The organism is Ralstonia pickettii (assembly GCF_000607165.1).
Taxonomy (GTDB): Bacteria; Pseudomonadota; Gammaproteobacteria; order Burkholderiales; family Burkholderiaceae; genus Ralstonia; species Ralstonia holmesii.
Genome location: NZ_JFZG01000004.1, coordinates 22,210 through 38,827 on the forward strand (window position 1 = coordinate 22,210; position 16,618 = coordinate 38,827).

The 16,618-nt window shown below is 63.3% G+C and carries 20 protein-coding genes; 11 read left to right on the top strand and 9 right to left on the bottom strand.

Annotated features, from left to right (window positions below; all coding sequences use genetic code 11):
* Window positions 1–38 precede the first annotated feature (38 nt).
* Window positions 39–449, bottom strand: a complete 411-nt coding sequence (locus BG83_RS0103190; RefSeq protein WP_024975363.1) for a PRC-barrel domain-containing protein — start codon at window positions 447–449, stop codon at window positions 39–41.
* Window positions 450–639: 190 nt separating this feature from the next.
* Between BG83_RS0103190 and BG83_RS0103195 the strand changes: the two genes are divergently transcribed.
* The 5 genes from BG83_RS0103195 to BG83_RS0103220 all read left to right on the top strand — a co-directional run bounded on the left by BG83_RS0103195 (window position 640) and on the right by BG83_RS0103220 (window position 3,389).
* Entirely contained in the window at window positions 640–1,149 is a 510-nt protein-coding gene (locus BG83_RS0103195; RefSeq protein WP_024975364.1) for a phasin family protein, read from the top strand.
* Window positions 1,150–1,409: 260 nt separating this feature from the next.
* Window positions 1,410–1,649 carry a hypothetical protein gene (locus BG83_RS0103205; RefSeq protein ID WP_024975365.1) on the top strand — a complete coding sequence of 80 codons (240 nt, stop codon included), beginning with the start codon at window positions 1,410–1,412 and terminating at the stop codon, window positions 1,647–1,649.
* Between the two features lie 145 nt (window positions 1,650–1,794).
* The gene (locus BG83_RS0103210) at window positions 1,795–2,130 is read left to right on the top strand and encodes a hypothetical protein (RefSeq protein WP_037031542.1); all 336 of its coding nucleotides are present in this window, start codon (window positions 1,795–1,797) and stop codon (window positions 2,128–2,130) included.
* Window positions 2,131–2,377: 247 nt separating this feature from the next.
* The gene (locus tag BG83_RS0103215) at window positions 2,378–2,665 is read left to right on the top strand and encodes a hypothetical protein (protein WP_024975367.1); all 288 of its coding nucleotides are present in this window, start codon (window positions 2,378–2,380) and stop codon (window positions 2,663–2,665) included.
* 310 nt (window positions 2,666–2,975) lie between these two features.
* The gene (locus BG83_RS0103220; RefSeq protein ID WP_024972523.1) at window positions 2,976–3,389 is read left to right on the top strand and encodes a GlcG/HbpS family heme-binding protein; all 414 of its coding nucleotides are present in this window, start codon (window positions 2,976–2,978) and stop codon (window positions 3,387–3,389) included.
* A gap of 205 nt (window positions 3,390–3,594) precedes the next feature.
* Here BG83_RS0103220 and hemP read toward each other — a convergent pair whose 3' ends face one another.
* From hemP to BG83_RS0103240, 4 genes are all read right to left on the bottom strand, one after another.
* The gene (hemP, locus tag BG83_RS0103225; RefSeq protein ID WP_024975368.1) at window positions 3,595–3,876 is read right to left on the bottom strand and encodes a hemin uptake protein HemP; all 282 of its coding nucleotides are present in this window, start codon (window positions 3,874–3,876) and stop codon (window positions 3,595–3,597) included.
* Window positions 3,877–4,109: 233 nt separating this feature from the next.
* On the bottom strand, window positions 4,110–4,520 hold the full coding sequence (locus BG83_RS0103230) for an ExbD/TolR family protein (protein ID WP_024975369.1): 411 nt from the start codon (window positions 4,518–4,520) through the stop codon (window positions 4,110–4,112).
* A gap of 9 nt (window positions 4,521–4,529) precedes the next feature.
* The gene (locus tag BG83_RS0103235) at window positions 4,530–5,258 is read right to left on the bottom strand and encodes a MotA/TolQ/ExbB proton channel family protein (RefSeq protein WP_024975370.1); all 729 of its coding nucleotides are present in this window, start codon (window positions 5,256–5,258) and stop codon (window positions 4,530–4,532) included.
* Between the two features lie 49 nt (window positions 5,259–5,307).
* Complete coding sequence (locus tag BG83_RS0103240) at window positions 5,308–5,964, bottom strand: energy transducer TonB (protein ID WP_024975371.1); 657 nt, start codon at window positions 5,962–5,964, stop codon at window positions 5,308–5,310.
* Window positions 5,965–6,480: 516 nt separating this feature from the next.
* On the opposite strand from BG83_RS0103240, the gene BG83_RS0103245 reads away from it, so the two are divergent.
* The 6 genes from BG83_RS0103245 to BG83_RS0103270 all read left to right on the top strand — a co-directional run bounded on the left by BG83_RS0103245 (window position 6,481) and on the right by BG83_RS0103270 (window position 12,938).
* Window positions 6,481–8,802, top strand: a complete 2,322-nt coding sequence (locus BG83_RS0103245; protein WP_024975372.1) for an AAA family ATPase — start codon at window positions 6,481–6,483, stop codon at window positions 8,800–8,802.
* 75 nt (window positions 8,803–8,877) lie between these two features.
* Window positions 8,878–10,158, top strand: coding sequence for a hypothetical protein (locus tag BG83_RS0103250; RefSeq protein ID WP_024975373.1), 1,281 nt, complete (start codon window positions 8,878–8,880; stop codon window positions 10,156–10,158).
* Window positions 10,159–10,203: 45 nt separating this feature from the next.
* Window positions 10,204–11,220, top strand: a complete 1,017-nt coding sequence (ubiU, locus tag BG83_RS0103255) for a ubiquinone anaerobic biosynthesis protein UbiU (protein WP_024975374.1) — start codon at window positions 10,204–10,206, stop codon at window positions 11,218–11,220.
* A gap of 10 nt (window positions 11,221–11,230) precedes the next feature.
* Window positions 11,231–12,115 carry a U32 family peptidase gene (locus tag BG83_RS0103260; protein WP_024975375.1) on the top strand — a complete coding sequence of 295 codons (885 nt, stop codon included), beginning with the start codon at window positions 11,231–11,233 and terminating at the stop codon, window positions 12,113–12,115.
* Window positions 12,112–12,537 (top strand): ubiquinone anaerobic biosynthesis accessory factor UbiT, encoded by a 426-nt coding sequence (gene ubiT, locus BG83_RS0103265; protein ID WP_024975376.1) that lies wholly within the window; start codon window positions 12,112–12,114, stop codon window positions 12,535–12,537. Before BG83_RS0103260 ends, ubiT begins: the two co-directional genes overlap by 4 nt.
* An 11-nt stretch (window positions 12,538–12,548) precedes the next feature.
* Entirely contained in the window at window positions 12,549–12,938 is a 390-nt protein-coding gene (locus tag BG83_RS0103270; protein WP_024975377.1) for a putative zinc-binding protein, read from the top strand.
* Window positions 12,939–12,958: 20 nt separating this feature from the next.
* On the opposite strand, the gene BG83_RS0103275 is transcribed toward BG83_RS0103270, so the two are convergent.
* The 4 genes from BG83_RS0103275 to BG83_RS0103290 are packed head-to-tail and all read right to left on the bottom strand — an operon-like array spanning window position 12,959 to window position 16,553.
* Window positions 12,959–13,636, bottom strand: a complete 678-nt coding sequence (locus tag BG83_RS0103275) for a Crp/Fnr family transcriptional regulator (RefSeq protein ID WP_024975378.1) — start codon at window positions 13,634–13,636, stop codon at window positions 12,959–12,961.
* Between the two features lie 4 nt (window positions 13,637–13,640).
* Window positions 13,641–14,354 carry an anaerobic ribonucleoside-triphosphate reductase activating protein gene (locus tag BG83_RS0103280; RefSeq protein ID WP_024975379.1) on the bottom strand — a complete coding sequence of 238 codons (714 nt, stop codon included), beginning with the start codon at window positions 14,352–14,354 and terminating at the stop codon, window positions 13,641–13,643.
* Window positions 14,317–14,493, bottom strand: coding sequence for an anaerobic ribonucleoside-triphosphate reductase (gene nrdD, locus BG83_RS29225; RefSeq protein WP_024975380.1), 177 nt, complete (start codon window positions 14,491–14,493; stop codon window positions 14,317–14,319). Before nrdD ends, BG83_RS0103280 begins: the two co-directional genes overlap by 38 nt.
* Window positions 14,490–16,553, bottom strand: a complete 2,064-nt coding sequence (locus tag BG83_RS0103290; protein ID WP_024975381.1) for a ribonucleoside triphosphate reductase — start codon at window positions 16,551–16,553, stop codon at window positions 14,490–14,492. Before BG83_RS0103290 ends, nrdD begins: the two co-directional genes overlap by 4 nt.
* Window positions 16,554–16,618 lie beyond the last annotated feature (65 nt).

Sequence of the window (16,618 nt, forward strand, 5' to 3'; positions counted from 1 at the left end):
TTCAGCGCAGCTTCTGAGGGCAAAGTTCCCGCGAGTCATCAGGCCTTGGCAGGCTTCTGCTGACGCGCGTATTGGAATTCCGGCAGCGCCTTGATTGCGTCTTTGGTCGCGCCAGGCAGCACGATCCTGCCCTGGTCGTACTGGAACTGATTCACAGGAATGGCAACGTCATGACGGCCCACGCCCACGAAGCCGCCTGCACCGACGATGGCGAACGAAACGGCGTTCTCCGGCGTCACGATCAAGTCCTGCACATTGCCGACCTTCTCCTTGGCCTCGTTGTAGACCGGCTTGCCGAGCACCTGCTTCTTCACGCTCACGCCCTTGATGACGGCATCGAGTTCGGTAACGGTTACCCCCAGCGCAGCGTGGCCAGCGACTTGCGCGAAAGCCTGCGGTGTGGCGGCAATGGAAGCGGTGGCGATCAGGGCAGCGGCGAGACGTTTCATCGTGACTCCGTGGTTTGGTGAAGGATGCGTTCGACTCTAACGCGCACATGGCTGGCACCGCAGGCGAAGGCGTCCGAAACACCTGTAGGACAAACGCGTGAGGTCAAGGAAATCGGTGGCGCGCGCAGCTACACTGAAACGCCCGGCACATGCTGGACGTATTTTCCGATCTCACGAGGGAGTAACCGACATGATGACTCTGGAGCAACTCGGCGTTCTGCAACGATCGCAGCTCGAAACCTGGATGGCCGTCACGGAAGAGGCCGTGAACGGCGTCAATCGCTTGATCGGGCTCAATCTGCAGGCCATCAAGACCGGTCTCGGCGAGACGGAACACTGCCTGCACGACGCCGCTGGCGCGCAGGACGCCGGCGAATGGTGGAACGCACAAGCGCGCTACCTTCAACCGGCCGGCGAACGCGTTTCCGGCTATACGCGCAACTTTGTTGAGATCGGCGTCGAGACGCAAAACGGAATCGCCCGCGCTTTGCAGCAACACGGTGACGAAGTGCGCCGCCAATGGGGCTTCGTCGCGGAAAATTTTGTGGACGCCGCGCCTCCTGGCGCCGAGGCGGCCGTGAATTTCTTCAAAGCATCGGTCGGCTTGGAAGTGGCCGCCGCAGAGGCGGCGGAAGACGCCGGTGCGAGCCGAATTCTGGGCCCAAGTGACGTAGCCGCCAAGGACGGCACTGCACACTGAGCCTCCTCTGTACGGGTGAGAAGCGTCGGCGTGGGCCGACAGTCATTTCGGTACAGTCCTACAAAACGGCGCGGGCGGAGGTCGATACTCCGCCCGTGCGCCCATCTCTACACTTCCTACATGCCTATCAACATGTGGGAGGTTGTCATGCCCTATCTCGTTGCGTGGCTCTTGGGTGTTCCCGCGCTTGTGTTGCTGGTGATCTGGCTCTTCGTGCATTGACACGGAGCTGGGCCTATCCAATACGAACCGGAGGACACATGACTTTCCGAGACGACTGCAAAATCGAGGTATCTGCCTATGAACTCTCGCCGCAAGCGTGGCGCGCCGAAGTAAGCATCCTGCGCGTCAGCAACGGTGAGACCCTCTTAGCCCGTACAACCGTGCGCGAATCGGCGAATACGTATCCGAGCGCCGCCAGCGCGCTCGAGGCTGCGCGAGCGTATGCCGAAGCGATGATCGCCTCCGGCGAGTTCGACTGCAGTCCCGCGCTGGACTGACGGGGCGAGCCGTATGTGCGATGTGGCGTTACGTTCTGTTACTAATTCGCCAGCGCCGTATCACCTGTGTCAGCGGCCCTGAATACAATACAGATACCGTATTCCGCGCCGGCTACGGACTCGCTCGGCGCTCTAGCTGCAGGTGATGAAGATGATTCGACGCAATGTGCTGTGGATTGCAGGTGCGGCCGCGCTGGCAGTGCTGGCCATGCCGCAGATGGCGTCGGCGCACGTGAGCGTCGGCATCGGGTTTGGCGTGCCGGTGGCGCCTGTATATGTGGCCCCTGCGCCGGTCTATTATCCGCCGCCGCCTCCGGTCTACTACGCGCCACCGCCGCCTCCGGCGTATTACGCCCCGGCGCCTGTGTATTACGGTCCGCCGGTTTACGGCCCGGCACCTGTTGTGGTGGGCGCTGGCTGGTACCGTTGGGGCCCGCGTTATCGCTGGTACGACGGCCGTCACTGGGGCCACTGGCGTTAAGCGGCGCACTCGCCAAGAGAAAGGCTCCTTCGGGAGCTTTTTTCTTGGGCGGCACGTGCCACCATGGCACGGTATCTGCGTCGATCCGAATGACGGGTAAGCGCGTTTCCAGCCCCGTGAAAAGGCGGCGCCGTGCAGAACTGGCAGCTCGCTTACTGGGTCGAAATGACGTCCGCGTGAAAGACGCGGACGCGTGTGTCACAGCGGCGCACGTCATGTTTGCAGTGTCTTGACCGAAGGAGTCCTCATGCAAGTCACCACGCAACGTTTTGCAACGCGCACCTTGGTTGCAGCCGCAAGCGGCTTGGCCCTGGCGCTAGGCGCGGCGGTCGCGCACGCCGGCTCGATCGATCCGTATCAGGCCACCCACAAGGTGAGCAGCGCCGATCCTTATACCGATGGGGCAAAGGTCAGCCGTGCTGATCCCTACACCGATGGCGCAAAAATGGGCCGCACCGACCCCTATACCGATGGGGCGAAGATGGGGCGCGTCGATCCGTACACCGATGGCGCCTGCAGCGGCCGTCAGCCATAAACTGAGAGCGGCAGGGTTGCTGCCGCATCGCAACATCAAGCCCGGGCGATACCCGGGCTTTTTCTTTGTGCATCTTTCTGACGCAAGCCGCGTGTTAACGTTGGTTCGCAAGAGACCCGGGAAACGCTCGCATACGGCGCAGGCGGAACGATACTCAACGATACTGAAGCGCAGGAATGTATCGGCTCTTTTGCGTCATTGGTGCAGGATCATGCTGCGAAAGCGATCGATGCCGATGGCATACTTTTGCCTGATACGAGCTTTACGCAGCCTTTGCGCCTTTGCATTACAAACCACCAAGGAGAACGTCATGAAAACGAAACCGTGCCTGTGCCAGGACGATGTCACCAAGATCCTGGACGCTGCCGAGAAAGAAGCGCGCGCGCACCAATGGAACGTGACGATCGCCGTGGTGGACGATGGCGGCCATCTGATGGGCCTGCGCCGCATGGACGGCTGCGCCACCATCTCGGCGTACATCGCTCCGGAAAAGGCGCGTACTGCAGCACTGGGCCGTCGCGAGTCGAAGATCTACGAAGACATCATCAACAACGGTCGCATTTCGTTCCTGTCGGCGCCACATCTGCAGGGCATGCTCGAAGGCGGTGTGCCGGTGATGGTGGAGGGCGTGTGTGCCGGTGCGGTGGGTGTGTCGGGCGTGAAGTCCACGGAAGATGTGGTGATCGCCAAGGCGGGCATTGCGGCTGTGAACGTGATCTGCTGATACGCAATCACGCTAGACGAATCAGCAAAGGGAAGGGCGCGGCAATGGTCGCGCCTTTTTCTTTGGGCGCGCGATGCAGGAAAAGAACGGCGTGGCTGGCGGTCGTCTGGCCATGCGAAACGGCAATGCGAAATGACGACGGCTGGCTAGGGCCGAATGTCTCCTGAGAGAGACGTCCCCACAAAAGCCGGTGCGTGTTGCGGTGTTACTTGGTCAGAATCAGCTTGCCGAAGCGCGTCACGCGCAGCGTGTAGATCGCGCCGTTGTGGCGGATGGCCACGGCGTTCTGACCGGCAAAGAGTTGTTCGGAAGTCATCACCCGCGTGTCGCCGATGGTGGCGGGAATATCCCGAACGGCTTCGGATGCTGTTGATGCGGCGGATGTTTCGGGCGCGGCATCCAGATCAGCGGGGCGCTTGCGGGCCACGATGACGTGACGACGGCGGGTCACGGTACGTCCTGCATCTTGATGTTCGGCAACATTCATAGCGATGTCCTAGCGAGCGAGAAACGAGGCTGAAGCGTTGGCTGGCAAAGTATTTCCAGCGGATTCCAGATAGATTAAATGAGAAGCGTTATCATTACAAGAGCGGTCTGGCGATGTGCTGATCTGTGCCCGAAAAACAAAAAACCGGGCGCGTGGCCCGGTTGCGTCTAGGTTCGGAAGCGACGAACCCTCGTGTGAAGGCGGGTCCGTTGGCCACCGTGATGCGTGGCGCCTTAGTGCTGCGGCTCCGTCACGAAGCCAATGCGCGAAAGGCCGCCGCGCTGGATGGAGGCCATCACCTGCGCCACGCGCTCGTAGCGCACGTTGCGGTCAGCGCGCAGGTGCATTTCCGGCTGTGGTTGCTGCTGCGCAGCCTGCGCGATGTCCGCTTGCAGCGTCGCCTCGTCAACGGGCTGGTTGTTCCAGAACACTTGGCCGTCTGCGTTGATTTCGACGTTCACGCTTTGTGGCTTGGCGTCGTCGGGTTTGTTGGATGCGCGCGGCAGGTCGATCTTCACCGCGTGGTTGATCACCGGAATGGTGATGATGAAGATGATCAGCAGCACCAGCATGACGTCGACCAGCGGCGTCATGTTGATCTCGCTCATCACCTCGTCGTCGCTGTCGAAAGATCCGAAAGACATGGCCTCTCCTTACTGCTGCTTGACCGCCGCCAGACGCACGCCGGCTTCATCGCGCGAAGCGCCCGGGCGCAGGCGCGCGCCGGTCACGAAGTAGGCATGCAGGTCGTGCGCAAAGCGGTTGAGCTTGGCGATGATGGCTTTGTTGCCGCGCGTGAGCGCGTTGTAGCCGAGCACCGCCGGAATGGCGACGGCCAGACCGAAGGCCGTCATGATGAGCGATTCACCCACCGGGCCGGCCACCTTGTCGATGGTCGGCACGCCCACGGCACCGATGCCGAGCAGGGCGTGATAAATGCCCCACACCGTGCCGAACAGGCCGACGAACGGTGCAGTGGAGCCGACCGATGCCAGCACGGCCAAGCCCGATTGCATCTGGCCCACCGACTCGTCGATGGCGCTCTTGAGCGAGCGCGTGATCCAGTCGGAGATGTCCATCACATCGTGCAGCTGCGGCTGGCTGGCGCGATGGTGCTGTGCGGCCTCGCGGCCGGTTTGCGCCAACATGTGGAACGGGTTGTCCTTGGCTGAGCCCAGCGTCTGCATGGCGTGATCGAAATCATCCGAGTGCCAGAAACGCTTTTCAGCGCCTTGCGCCATCGACTTCAGACGCACGATGTCCCACGCCTTGGTAAAGATGACGATCCACGAGGCGAGCGACATGATGAGCAGCAGAATCGCCGTGGCGCGGGTGACGATATCGCCTTGTGTCCAGAGGTGGGAAAGACCGAGTTCCTGCATGATGAATGTCCTGAATTGAGCGAGAGGCTAAGCGAGAAGCGGAATCGAATTAGTTATCGAGCTTGAAGACGAACGGCTTGCTGGCCACCACGGGCACGGCGTGGCCGTTCTGCTTGTAAGGGCTGCACTTGATGGCACGCGCGGCATCGGTGGCGGCGCGGTCCAGGCGCGGCGAGCCGGAGGACGAGGTGACCGTCACGTTGGTGACTTCCCCCGCCGTGCCAATGGAAATCTTGACCATGGCGCGGCCTTCTTCGCCCATCTTCTGCGACATGCTGGGATAGACGAGCGGCGGATCGCTGCATTGGATGTCGTTGATACCGACGCTGATCGGGCCGGACGAAACCGGTGCCGGTGCGGGCGCGGATTCTGGGGCCGGTGCCGGCGGCGTGGGCGGAGCGGCGGGCACCACGGGGGCGTTGTCCGACGGCGGCAGCGTGGGTGTCGGCATCGGCGTGGGCTTGGGTTGCGCGACCGGCTTGACGATGTTGACGGGCTTGGGCGCCTCTTGCTTGACCGGCTGCTGCTTGGGCGGCTCCGGCTGCTTGATCGGCTCAGGCGCGGCCGGAATGATGTGCGCCTGGATTTCCAGCGGTTCTTCGACAGGCGGGCGCGGGGCGATCAGGCCGAGCTGGATCAGCATCAGCACGCCTGCGTGCAGCAACAGCACGACCACCAGAATCTTGAGAGTACGAGGGTGAATCATCAACGACCGGGAATCGAAAGCAGAAAAAGGAATGCAATGCGATGGTGGTGGGATGAACAGCGAAAGCGGCGCAGCGTCAGCGCTTGCCGAAAACGATCAATGAAACCCCAATGCTGATGAGCAGACTCAGGAGCAATTCCATGGCGCCTAGCGTTGAAGCCAGCGGGGTCGCCGCCAGCGTGACAGGTATTGTAGGCCTGCAAGTGCAACAGTGTTGCGACAACCGAGCACAGTTTTGCGTTCAATCTATTGTGTCGATAGGCAAAGTATAAACGATAATGATTCCTATTTGCGCACAAATTCCCTCTCTTTCGTGGGGTGAGGCTCACGTCCAGACGGCTGATGGCGAGAAACTGCCTGTGCAGGCGGTGGGCCATTCAAGACGCCTCGGGCTCGCAACTTGCAAAGACACGGGTCCACCCGGGGTACGCTGTGTGCGCAAACGCGCTAGGATGAAAATCATTCAAACACGGTGACCGGCCGGCCAACCGTGAAACGGGGAAGAAGGGGGCGACCATGGATGAAGCCAACCTCAACATGGACGACGCTGACGACGATGGCACGTTCGTCCCCACGGGCGGCAGGCAGCCGCAGGCGCTGCTGTTGTCGTCGCTGGATTCCATGTGCGCGCAATTTGCGCTGCGCACGGTCTGTGCGATGGGACTGCGCTTCAACCTGCGCACCAATATCAACGACATTCTCACCGTTTGCGCGCCGGAGCTGATCTGGCCCGTCACGGTCATCCAGCGGCTGCAGCGCTTTCTGTCTGCACGCTGCGCCGACATGCCGGGCTGGCGCGCGGTCGGTAAGCTCGACCTGCCCACCTTCATGGACCGCCACGGCCAGTGGAGCAGCGCCTTCGATGAAGGCTCGCTCTTCTATTACCTGGACGAGTACGTCAAGCATCACGCCAAGGACATGTTCACCGTGTTCGGCGCGTCGTGCGATGCGCTGGGCGAGCGGCTCTCCAGTGAACGTGTCCTGCTCGTCGGCAACATAGACATGCTGGCCCGCGTGCTCGGTCTGCCGCCACACGAGCGCGCTCTGCTGTTGTTTGCCTCTCTGGTGAAATACAAGCGCGACCTGCGCGCCGTGATGGTCGACTGCAAGGTCGCGCATAGCCAGGAAGCGTTCCAGCTGCTCGCCAGCCTAGCGGGGGCGAGCACGTCCGAAGTTGCTGCGTCTTTGCGGCCCGGTTCGCGGCTGGAGACGCTGGGTCTGATTGAGCCGCCCCTGCCCGAGAACAGCGTTACCGACCTGGGCGATCTGATGCGCATCTCCGACCGCCTGCTGCACGTGCTGCTGGGTGACTACGCCAGCGAGGCGGACATGATGGCCGTCTTCACGCGGCCTGCGCCGCCGACTACGCTGTCGCAGTCCGATTACCCGCATGTGGAAACCGATGCGCGCTACCTGACCGCGCTCTTGGAGAACGCGTCGCTGCAGCGCGCCTCGGGCGTCAACATCCTGCTATACGGTGCGCCTGGTACCGGCAAGACGGAACTGGCCCGCGTGCTGGCGCGCGATGCCGGTTGCGAACTGTACGAAGTGGATTGCCTCGACAAGGACGGCAACAGCCTCACGGGCAAAGACCGCTACCGCTCGCTGCAGGTGTCGCAGGCGTTCCTGCGCGGGCGGCCCGGCGCTGTACTGCTGTTCGACGAGGTGGAAGACGTATTCCCCGGCCCGACGCGTGAGCTGATGAGCCTCTTCGGCCACGAAGAGCCGCGTGGCTCCGTCAACGGCAAGGCGTGGGTGAACCAGACGCTGGAGCAGAACCCCGTGCCGGTGATCTGGGTGTCGAATTCCATCCGCCAGATCGACCCTGCGTACCTGCGCCGCTTCCAGTTCCACCTTGAGCTGAAGGTGCCACCGCCGACAGTACGCGAGAGCATCATCCGCAAGCACCTGGAGGGGCTGGAGGTGTCGGACGCGTTCATGGCCAAGCTGGCGGCGCGCAAGACGCTTACGCCTGCGCAGATCGATTCCGCCGCACGCTTTGCACGCCTGACGCAGCCGGCAATGGAAGAGCCCGCCGAATCACTGATCGAGCGTCAGCTTGACCACGCCGATCAGGCGATGGGCTTGCGGCCGGACGTGCAGGCGCATCGCGTCGTGACCGAATACAAGCTGGACTATCTGAACCTGGAGACACGGTTTTCTGTCGAGCGCATCATCGAAGCGCTGCGCGCGCGGCGACGCGGCACCCTGTGCTTCTATGGGCCGCCGGGCACGGGCAAGACGGTGCTGGCCGAACACATCGCGGCGCAGCTCGATATGCCGTTGATGATTCGCCGTGCGTCGGACTTGATGAGCAAGTACGTTGGCGAAACCGAGCAGCAGATCGCGGCGATGTTTTCGCGAGCCGAAGAGGAGCGCGCACTGCTTCTGCTCGACGAGGCGGACAGTTTCATGCAGAGCCGCCAGGGCGCGGTGCGCAATTACGAAGTGTCAGAAGTCAACGAGATGCTGCAGGGCATGGAGCGCTTTGACGGCATCTTTGTCTGTACGACCAACTTGTTTGATCGGATTGACGAGGCGGCGCTGCGGCGGTTTGCGTTCAAGATCCGCTTCAAGCCACTGGTGCGTGCGCAGCGCGAGCAGATGTTCATTGCTGAGGCGCTGGGCGGCAAGCCTGAGGCGCTCAAGCCTGTGTGGCGCGAGATGTTGGCGTCGCTCGACATGCTCACGCCGGGCGACTTTGCGGTGGTCAAGCAGCAGTCTTTGCTGTTGGGCGAGACGCTTGACCCTGAGTCCTTCCTCGCACAACTGCGGCAGGAGCATTCGATCAAGCCGGAACTGCGCGAGCGGCGTTCCATCGGATTCACACCGCGCTGACGCTTAATGCACATCAAGCGCATGCAGGCGCATCTCCGCTAACGTGGTCGGCTGGATAGATCTTCAGCCGCTCCGATGCCGACCGCCCCCACGCTGTTCTACGAACGCATGCCACCCGCCGGCGTGGTGTTCGGCTGCCTGCTGCCAGTGCCGTGGGTCGGCGCGGCGGCCGGTCTCCTGCTGGCGCTGGGGCCGTCAGGGGGTTTGCCTGACCGATTTGCTTCGCTGTCGCTCGCGCTGGTTCATGCCTTGGCCGTGGGAATGCTCTTGCCGGCGATGCTCGGTGCGCTGTTTCAATTGCTTCCCGTGGTGGCCGGCGTGCCTGTGCGTGGCGCGAGATGGGTGTCGCCGTGGGTGGCCTTGTCGTGCGTAGCAACGGCATCTGCACTGGCAACGGGTTTCCTGGGCGCTGGACATCGCGCGTTCGTGCTGGCTGCATGGTTGGGGGCGCCGCTGCTGGCGGTGCCCGCCGCGTTGATCATCCTGGCTGGCATGCAGGTGGTGCAGACGCGCGCTACGCACGCCACGGTGCGAACACTGCGCCGCATCGGCTGGGCCCTGTTGGCAACGCTGGCGAGCGGTGCGACGCTTGCCACGGCATTGGCTAGCGGACGGTTCGCGCCATCGCCCGTGCTGTTGAACCTGCACGTCGGTTGGGGCCTCGGGGGCTGGCTGGCAACGTTGGTCGCGGGCGTGGCGTCAACGGTGTTGCCGATGTTCTGGCAGACGCGGCGCTTGCCGGAACCTTGGCATCGGCTGATGCCGTGGTGGCTGTGGGCGCCTCTGATCGTTGGCACTCTGTGGGGCGTCGGGCGCGGCGCGGTGCTTTGGCAATCGTGGGGGTGGCTCGCCCTGGCAGCGCTGGCGATGGTGGGCGTGCATGCTGTGCGTAGCGCGCGTCGTCGGCACGATCCGGGCTGGCGGCTGTGGCTGGTTGCTGCCGTCGCCTGGCTGGTGGTTGCCGTGCTGGGGTTGACCGCGTCCTGGCTGCCGGCAGACTGGCCCATCGCGTGGGAGATGGGCGTGCTGGCCCTCGTGGGCGGAGGCGTGCTGCCTGTCAATGCGATGCTCGGGAAGATCATCCCGTTCATGATCTGGATGCACCTGCGCAGGCGGGTGCCGCGGCATGTGCGGCTGCCGGCCATGCAAACGTTGATCGGCGAGCGGCAACAGCATTGGCATGCTCGTCTGCTACTGCTCGTATTGCTGGCGTTGTTGCTGGTGCCGTTGCAGCCTGAACGCATGGCGGTGATCGCCGGCGTGCTGTTCGCGCTGTCGCACGTGTGGCTGGGTGCGATGCTGTGCCGGGCGCTGCTGACGTTTCGCAGTGTCTCGCGAGCGTTTGCGCCCGGTTGACGGAACGCAAAACCACATTGGCGGACAAGTCGCAGACTGGCCGCCATGACACAGAACGCTTCCCCCATTGAACTGGTGGCGCCCGCAGGCAGCCTGGCCGCACTCAAGGCGGCCGTGGAGGCCGGGGCCGATACCGTCTACCTCGGCTTGAAGAACGCCACCAACGCGCGCAACTTCGCCGGCCTGAACTTTACCGAGAGCGACATCCGCACTGGCGTTGAATTTGCGCATCGGAAAGGGCGACAGGTGCTGTTTGCCATCAACACATTTCCGCAGCCCGGCCGCGCCATCGAGTGGCGCATGGCAATCGATGCTGCCTACATGCTGGGCGCTGATGCCGTCATCCTGGCCGACCCCGGCTTGATGGCCTATGCGCGCGACCGCTATCCGAACCTTCGGCTGCATCTATCCGTGCAGGGTTCTGCCACGCATGCCGGCGCCATCGAGCTGATGCGCGAGCAGTTCGGCATTCACCGCGCCGTGCTCCCGCGCGTGCTGACCTTGACCGAAGTCGAACGTGTGATTCAGCAGACGTCGGTGCAGATCGAGGTGTTCGGCTTTGGCAGCTTGTGCGTGATGGCCGAGGGGCGTTGCCTGTTGTCGTCGTATGCCACGGGCGATTCGCCCAACAACAAGGGCGTGTGTTCACCCGCGCATGCGGTGCGCTGGGTGGAACGCGATGGCAGCCTGGATGCCCGCCTGAACAACATCATGATCGACCAATACGCACCGGGTGAGCCGGCCGGGTATCCGACGCTGTGCAAGGGGCGCTTCCTCGTCGACGGCGAGATCGACCACGTGCTGGAAGAGCCCACGAGCCTCAATGCGCTCAGCCTGTTGCCCAGGCTGCTCGCCATGGGTGTGTCGGCGATCAAGATCGAGGGGCGCCAGCGCAGTCCGGCGTACGTTGCGCAGGTGGTGGCCACATTGCGTGCCGCATTGGATGCTGCGCAGGCGGACCCGGCACGCTTTTCCGTCAAGCCCGACTGGCAGGCAGCGCTCGTGCGTCACGCAGAAGGCGCGCATGTCACGCAAGGCGCGTTTGATCGGCCCTGGAAATAGAAGGCACATCATGTCTTACGAAATTTCGCTTGGCCCGCTGCTGTACTACTGGCCGCGGCTACAGACGTTCGACTTCTACGCAGAAGTCGCCGCCAGCCCGGTCGACATCGTCTACGTGGGCGAGACGGTGTGCAGCCGCCGCCATGAATTGCGGGCGGACGACTGGCTCGATATCGCGGCCATGCTGCGCGAGGCCGGCAAGTCGGTGGTGCTATCGACGCGCACGCTCATCGAAACCAGCGCCGAGGCTCAGGCGTTGCGCAAGCAATGTCAGCAGGACGACTGGATGGTCGAAGCCGGCGAGCTTGGCGCTGTGCGGTTGCTGAACGGCCGGCCATTCGTTGCCGGGCCGCATTGCAACGCGTATCACGGCGCGACGCTGGCATGGCTGGCCGGGCTTGGTGCCGTGCGTGCGGTCATGCCGTTGGAGATGAGCCAGGCCACACTGGCCGATCTGATGCATGAGAAGCCTGCCGAGTTGGCGATCGAGGCGATGGTGTGGGGACGCTTGCCGCTGGCATTTTCGGCACGCTGCTTTACGGCGCGGCACTTTCGCCTCAACAAGGACGACTGCGGTTTCCGCTGTATCGAGCATCCCGATGGCCTGGCGGTGCGCACGCGCGAAGGGCAGGAGTTTCTCGCCATCAACGGTATCCAGACACAATCGGGGCAATGCCTCGACATTCTCGATCAGGCGCCCGCGCTGTCCGCGCTGGGCGTGAAGGTGCTGCGTGTCAGCCCACAATCGCAGGGCACGCTGGAGGCCGTGGCGGCGCTGGATGCGCTGCGCCTAGGCCTGCCTGCGCCGCAGGTGCAGCCTCCGGAGGGCATTGGGCGCTGCAATGGTTACTGGCACGGGCAGTCCGGCATTGAATGGTTGGAGGCGCCGCAATGACACGCTTGCGCCCACCCGAAGTATTCGTCCGCATGGCGCGCAGCCTACCGGTGCCGCTGACATCGTTGCCGTTTGTGCTGGGCCTTGATCTGGCCCGGCGGCTGTCTTGGCTCACGCCGCCTCCCGAATTGGAAGGGCGGCGCTTTGCCATCACCGTGGAAGACCTCGGCCTGCGCGCCTGCTTTTGCTGCCGTGGGGGAGCGTTCCACACGCTCTCAGCTTCAAGCCCCGAACCCGAATTGGAGTTGCGTGCCGGCGTGGGCGATTTCGTTGCGCTCATTCGTGGCACCGCCGACGCAGACACGCTGTTCTTCCAGCGCCGCCTCAAGATTGCGGGCGACACCGAGCTTGGGCTGATCGTCAAGAACTGGCTCGATGCGGCTGCACGCCCGGCGTGGCTTGCACGCTGGCAATCGCGATAGCGAGGGGCGCCATGTCATCACGTGCATTGCCGCTCGTCTATGCATGCTCGGGTTGTTCGAGTGTGGCGCAAGCGGCAAACCGCCTGGCCGTCGATCTGGACCGGGCAGGCAGGGCAGAGATGTCCTGCATCAGCGGTGTCGGCGGCGGGGTGCGCGCGCTCGTCAAGACAGCACGCAGCGGGCGGCCCATTCTCGCGCTCGACGGTTGCGCGCTGGCGTGCGTCAAGGCCTGCCTGGCAACGGCGGGCGTGGCGCCCGACATTCACCTCGTGCTCAACCAGTGCGGCGCCAAGAAGCGCTATCACGCCGATTGCAGTGACGATGAATTGAGCGCCACCGCCGCGCTGGTGGACGACGCCGTCAACACGCTCCAGCATCGCTTGGACACCGCAGGCGATTGATTTGCGCCGACTGCCTGCTTTTATCCCGCGATGAGCTGGCGCTGCAACGCCGTGGTGTTCGGGATGACAACCTCGCGGCCTTCCACCCGGATCAGCCCGTCGCGAATCAATTGACGCAGCGTGCGGGAAAGCGTGGCCGGCGCCAGCCCCAGCTTGGACGCGACCAGACTCTTGCTGCATGGAAACCGCGTGCGGTCAAATTTGCGCGGCAGCGAGAGCAGATACCCGATCAGCCGTTCATTGGCGCTTTGCAGGTTCACGGTTTCGATGTCGCACATCAACGTGTGCAAGCGCGCGGACAGCCCCGCGAGCATCTGCCGCGCAAGGCGCGGATGCACGTGCAGTGCATCGTCGATGGCGCGCTTGTCGATCCAGACCAGCAGGCTGTCTTCCATGGCCTGTGCATCTGCCGCGTAAGGGCGGTTCAGGAACATGAATGGCTCGCCAAAGCACTCGCCGGGCCCGAAGAACTCGATGACCTTGCATTGGCCGTGCGCCCCCGGCAACACGAGCTTGATCGCGCCGACCACCACGACATAGAAACCATCGGCCCGATCGCCACGGTGAAACGCGAAGTCGTGCCGCAACACACGCACTGCGTGGCTGTCTCGCGTGAGCACAGCCATGTCATCGTCGTCGAAGTCCAGGAACAGCGGGCTGTGCTTGAGCAGATCGCCCACATTGAGGGGGTCTTGCATAGTGTCACCGGCAACAGAAAGAAGAAAAACAGGCGGCCAATGCGCGCTGGGCGCCCTCGCTGGGCAGCGTGATGGCCGGGGTTCCGGGGGCACTTCGGTAGGCTTGTAGTGCGTAGTGTTTCACGCCGCGCTGGCTAAGGTTTTGCGCCAGCGCAAGAAGCTGCGGTTCGGGCAACCAGTCGGGGTGCCACGTGGTGCGGCACTCGAATGCGCCGCCGTTCTGCAGCAGAAGGTCCAGGGACGCATCGACCGGCGCGGCGCTGCCGCGGCGGCCCGTGAGTGCATCGTAGCGCGGTGCGCTGGTCTTGATGTCGAGCCCCACCCAGTCCACCAGCGGCAGTACGTCGGCCAGGCGCGCCGGATAAATGCCGCCGGTGTGCAGGCCAATCTTGTAGCCTAGGGCGCGCACGTCGCGCATCAGTTGCGGTAATTGCGGTTCGCTCAGCGGTTCACCGCCGGAGAAGACAACCGCGTCGAGCAGGCCCGTGCGACGCTGAAGAAACGCAAAGACGTCGTCCCAGTCCAGCGTGCGGGCCCGCGTTTGCAGGTGCGGGTTGTGACAGTAATGACAGCGCCACGGGCAGCCCGCCACGAACACCACTGCCGCAAGCTGCCCGGGCCAGTCGACGCTGGAGAACGGTGCCAGGCCGCCGATGGCCGGCGGCGGGCAGTGCGGTGGCTCAGCGGGCGCGGTCTTCAACAAAGAAGCGGCGTTCACGGAATTCCCCTTGCTTGCCGATGTTGAACGAGCTGACGGGCCGGTGATAGCCCATCACGCGGGTCCAGACTTCGCAGCGCGTGCGCTGGCTGTCGTCGAGTGCAACGGTGAGGTTGGCGGTGTGTGCAATGGTGCTCATACGGAGGCTCCTTCGTGATGGAGGTGGGTGGAAGAACCAGGTGTGCCCGCCGTTGTGCAACCGCACTTGCCGTTAGGCTGCTGGGCCAGCAGTTCTGCGTCGCATTTCGGACAGAACGCGTGATGGCCGGACAGGTAGCCGTGCTTCGGGCAGATCGAAAACGTCGGGGTGATGGTGATGTACGGCAGGCGGAAGTTCGCCAGCGCGCGCCGCACGAGTTCCTTGCACGCCTGCGGCGAGGAAATGGCTTCATTCATGTACAGGTGCAGCACCGTGCCGCCCGTGTATTTGCTCTGCAGCGCTTCCTGGCGCGCCAGTGCTTCGAACGGATCATCGGTGTAGCCGACGGGCAACTGGCTGGAGTTGGTGTAGTACGGCTGTTCTGTCGTACCAGCCTGTAGGATGTCTGGCCAGCGCTTGCGGTCTTCGCGGGCGAAGCGGTAGGTCGTGCCCTCTGCGGGCGTGGCTTCGAGGTTGTACAGGTGCCCCGTCGCCTCCTGGAACTCCGTCATGCGCTGACGCACGTGGTCGAGCAGGCGCACCGCCATGGCATGGCCGAATGGCGTGGTGAGGTCGTCGGCGTCGCGCGTGAAGTTGCGCACCATCTCGTTGATGCCATTCACGCCGAGCGTGCTGAAGTGGTTGCGCAGCGTGCCCAGGTAGCGCCGCGTGTACGGATACAGCCCCTGGTCGATCAGCCGCTGGACGAACTTGCGTTTGACTTCCAGCACGTCGCGGCCAAGCGCAAGCAGCGTATCGAGCCGTGCCAGCAGCCCAGCCTCATCGCCCGCGTAGAGATAACCCAATCGCGCACAGTTCACCGTCACCACGCCAATGGAACCAGTCTGCTCGGCAGAGCCAAACAGCCCGTTGCCGCGCTTGAGCAGCTCGCGCAGGTCGAGCTGCAGGCGGCAGCACATCGAGCGCACCATGTGCGGCTCCAGATCGGAGTTGAGGAAGTTCTGGAAGTAGGGCAGCCCGTAGCGTGCCGTCATCTCGAACAGCAACGTGGTGTTGGGGTGCTCCCAATCGAAGTCCGGCGTGATGTTGTAGGTCGGAATCGGAAACGTGAACGCGCGGTCCTTTGCATCGCCGGCCATCATGACCTCGATGTACGCGCGGTTGATCATGTCCATCTCGGGCTGGAGATCGCCATAGGTGAAGGGCATCTCTTCGCCGCCAATGTAGGGAACCTGTTCGCGCAGGTCGGCAGGGCAAGTCCAGTCGAACGTGAGGTTGGTGAACGGCGTTTGCGTGCCCCAGCGGCTGGGCACATTCAGGTTGTAGATCAGCTCTTGCATGGACTGCTTCACCGCCGCATACGACATCGCATCGCGGCGGATGAACGGCGCCATGTACGTATCGAATGAACTGAACGCCTGCGCGCCGGCCCACTCGTTTTGCAGCGTGCCGAGAAAATTGACGATCTGTCCGATGGCTGCCGACATATGCCGCGGTGGCGTCGCTTCCACCTTGCCCGGCACGCCGTTGAATCCCTCTGTCAGCAACTGCCGCAACGACCAGCCTGCGCAGTAGCCCGACAGCATGTCGAGATCGTGGATGTGGATGTCGCCCTCGCGGTGCGCTGTGCCCGCTTCGGGGCTGTAGACATGCGAAAGCCAGTAGTTGGCGGTGACCTTGCCTGCCACGTTCAGGATCAGACCTCCAAGGCTGTAGCCCTGATTGGCATTGGCATTGACACGCCAATCGCGCTGCTCGAGGTATTCGTCCATCGTGCTCTCGACATCGACCAGCGTGTGCTTGAGCGAACGCAGCCGGGCGTGTTGCTCGCGGTAGACGATGTAGGCACGCGCGGTGCGCCAATAGCCGGCGTCTACCAGCACCTCTTCCACACAGTTCTGGATGATTTCGATACCGGGGCAGGGGAGCGGGGAGAGATGTTCGAGCACGCCCGTGGTCAGGCGTTGCGCCTCGACGGCGTCGAATTCGCCGGTGGCTTGGCCGGCAGCCGCGATGGCCTGGCAGATCTTTTGCGCATCAAACGGTGCCAATGAACCGTCGCGCTTGGTGACTTGCCTGGTGACCTGTGTGCTCGTCATGAGGTACTCCATCTAGTGGTATGGAGTCAGACTAGCACTACATATTGTGGTCTGTGAGTCTTAAA

Excerpts from the sequence above, each read along its gene's own strand:
- BG83_RS0103190 (WP_024975363.1), bottom strand. The coding sequence starts at position 449 with ATGAAACGTCTCGCCGCTGCCCTGATCGCCACCGCTTCCATTGCCGCC.
- BG83_RS0103230 (WP_024975369.1), bottom strand. The coding sequence starts at position 4,520 with ATGTCTTTCGGATCTTTCGACAGCGACGACGAGGTGATGAGCGAGATC.
- BG83_RS0103260 (WP_024975375.1), top strand. The coding sequence starts at position 11,231 with ATGTCTTACGAAATTTCGCTTGGCCCGCTGCTGTACTACTGGCCGCGG.
- hemP (WP_024975368.1), bottom strand. The coding sequence starts at position 3,876 with ATGAATGTTGCCGAACATCAAGATGCAGGACGTACCGTGACCCGCCGT.
- BG83_RS0103210 (WP_037031542.1), top strand. The coding sequence starts at position 1,795 with ATGAAGATGATTCGACGCAATGTGCTGTGGATTGCAGGTGCGGCCGCG.
- nrdD (WP_024975380.1), bottom strand. The coding sequence starts at position 14,493 with ATGAGCACCATTGCACACACCGCCAACCTCACCGTTGCACTCGACGAC.
- ubiU (WP_024975374.1), top strand. The coding sequence starts at position 10,204 with ATGACACAGAACGCTTCCCCCATTGAACTGGTGGCGCCCGCAGGCAGC.
- BG83_RS0103275 (WP_024975378.1), bottom strand. The coding sequence starts at position 13,636 with ATGCAAGACCCCCTCAATGTGGGCGATCTGCTCAAGCACAGCCCGCTG.
- BG83_RS0103205 (WP_024975365.1), top strand. The coding sequence starts at position 1,410 with ATGACTTTCCGAGACGACTGCAAAATCGAGGTATCTGCCTATGAACTC.
- BG83_RS0103290 (WP_024975381.1), bottom strand. The coding sequence starts at position 16,553 with ATGACGAGCACACAGGTCACCAGGCAAGTCACCAAGCGCGACGGTTCA.
- BG83_RS0103215 (WP_024975367.1), top strand. The coding sequence starts at position 2,378 with ATGCAAGTCACCACGCAACGTTTTGCAACGCGCACCTTGGTTGCAGCC.
- BG83_RS0103195 (WP_024975364.1), top strand. The coding sequence starts at position 640 with ATGATGACTCTGGAGCAACTCGGCGTTCTGCAACGATCGCAGCTCGAA.
- BG83_RS0103270 (WP_024975377.1), top strand. The coding sequence starts at position 12,549 with ATGTCATCACGTGCATTGCCGCTCGTCTATGCATGCTCGGGTTGTTCG.
- BG83_RS0103240 (WP_024975371.1), bottom strand. The coding sequence starts at position 5,964 with ATGATTCACCCTCGTACTCTCAAGATTCTGGTGGTCGTGCTGTTGCTG.
- BG83_RS0103220 (WP_024972523.1), top strand. The coding sequence starts at position 2,976 with ATGAAAACGAAACCGTGCCTGTGCCAGGACGATGTCACCAAGATCCTG.
- ubiT (WP_024975376.1), top strand. The coding sequence starts at position 12,112 with ATGACACGCTTGCGCCCACCCGAAGTATTCGTCCGCATGGCGCGCAGC.
- BG83_RS0103250 (WP_024975373.1), top strand. The coding sequence starts at position 8,878 with ATGCCGACCGCCCCCACGCTGTTCTACGAACGCATGCCACCCGCCGGC.
- BG83_RS0103245 (WP_024975372.1), top strand. The coding sequence starts at position 6,481 with ATGGATGAAGCCAACCTCAACATGGACGACGCTGACGACGATGGCACG.
- BG83_RS0103235 (WP_024975370.1), bottom strand. The coding sequence starts at position 5,258 with ATGCAGGAACTCGGTCTTTCCCACCTCTGGACACAAGGCGATATCGTC.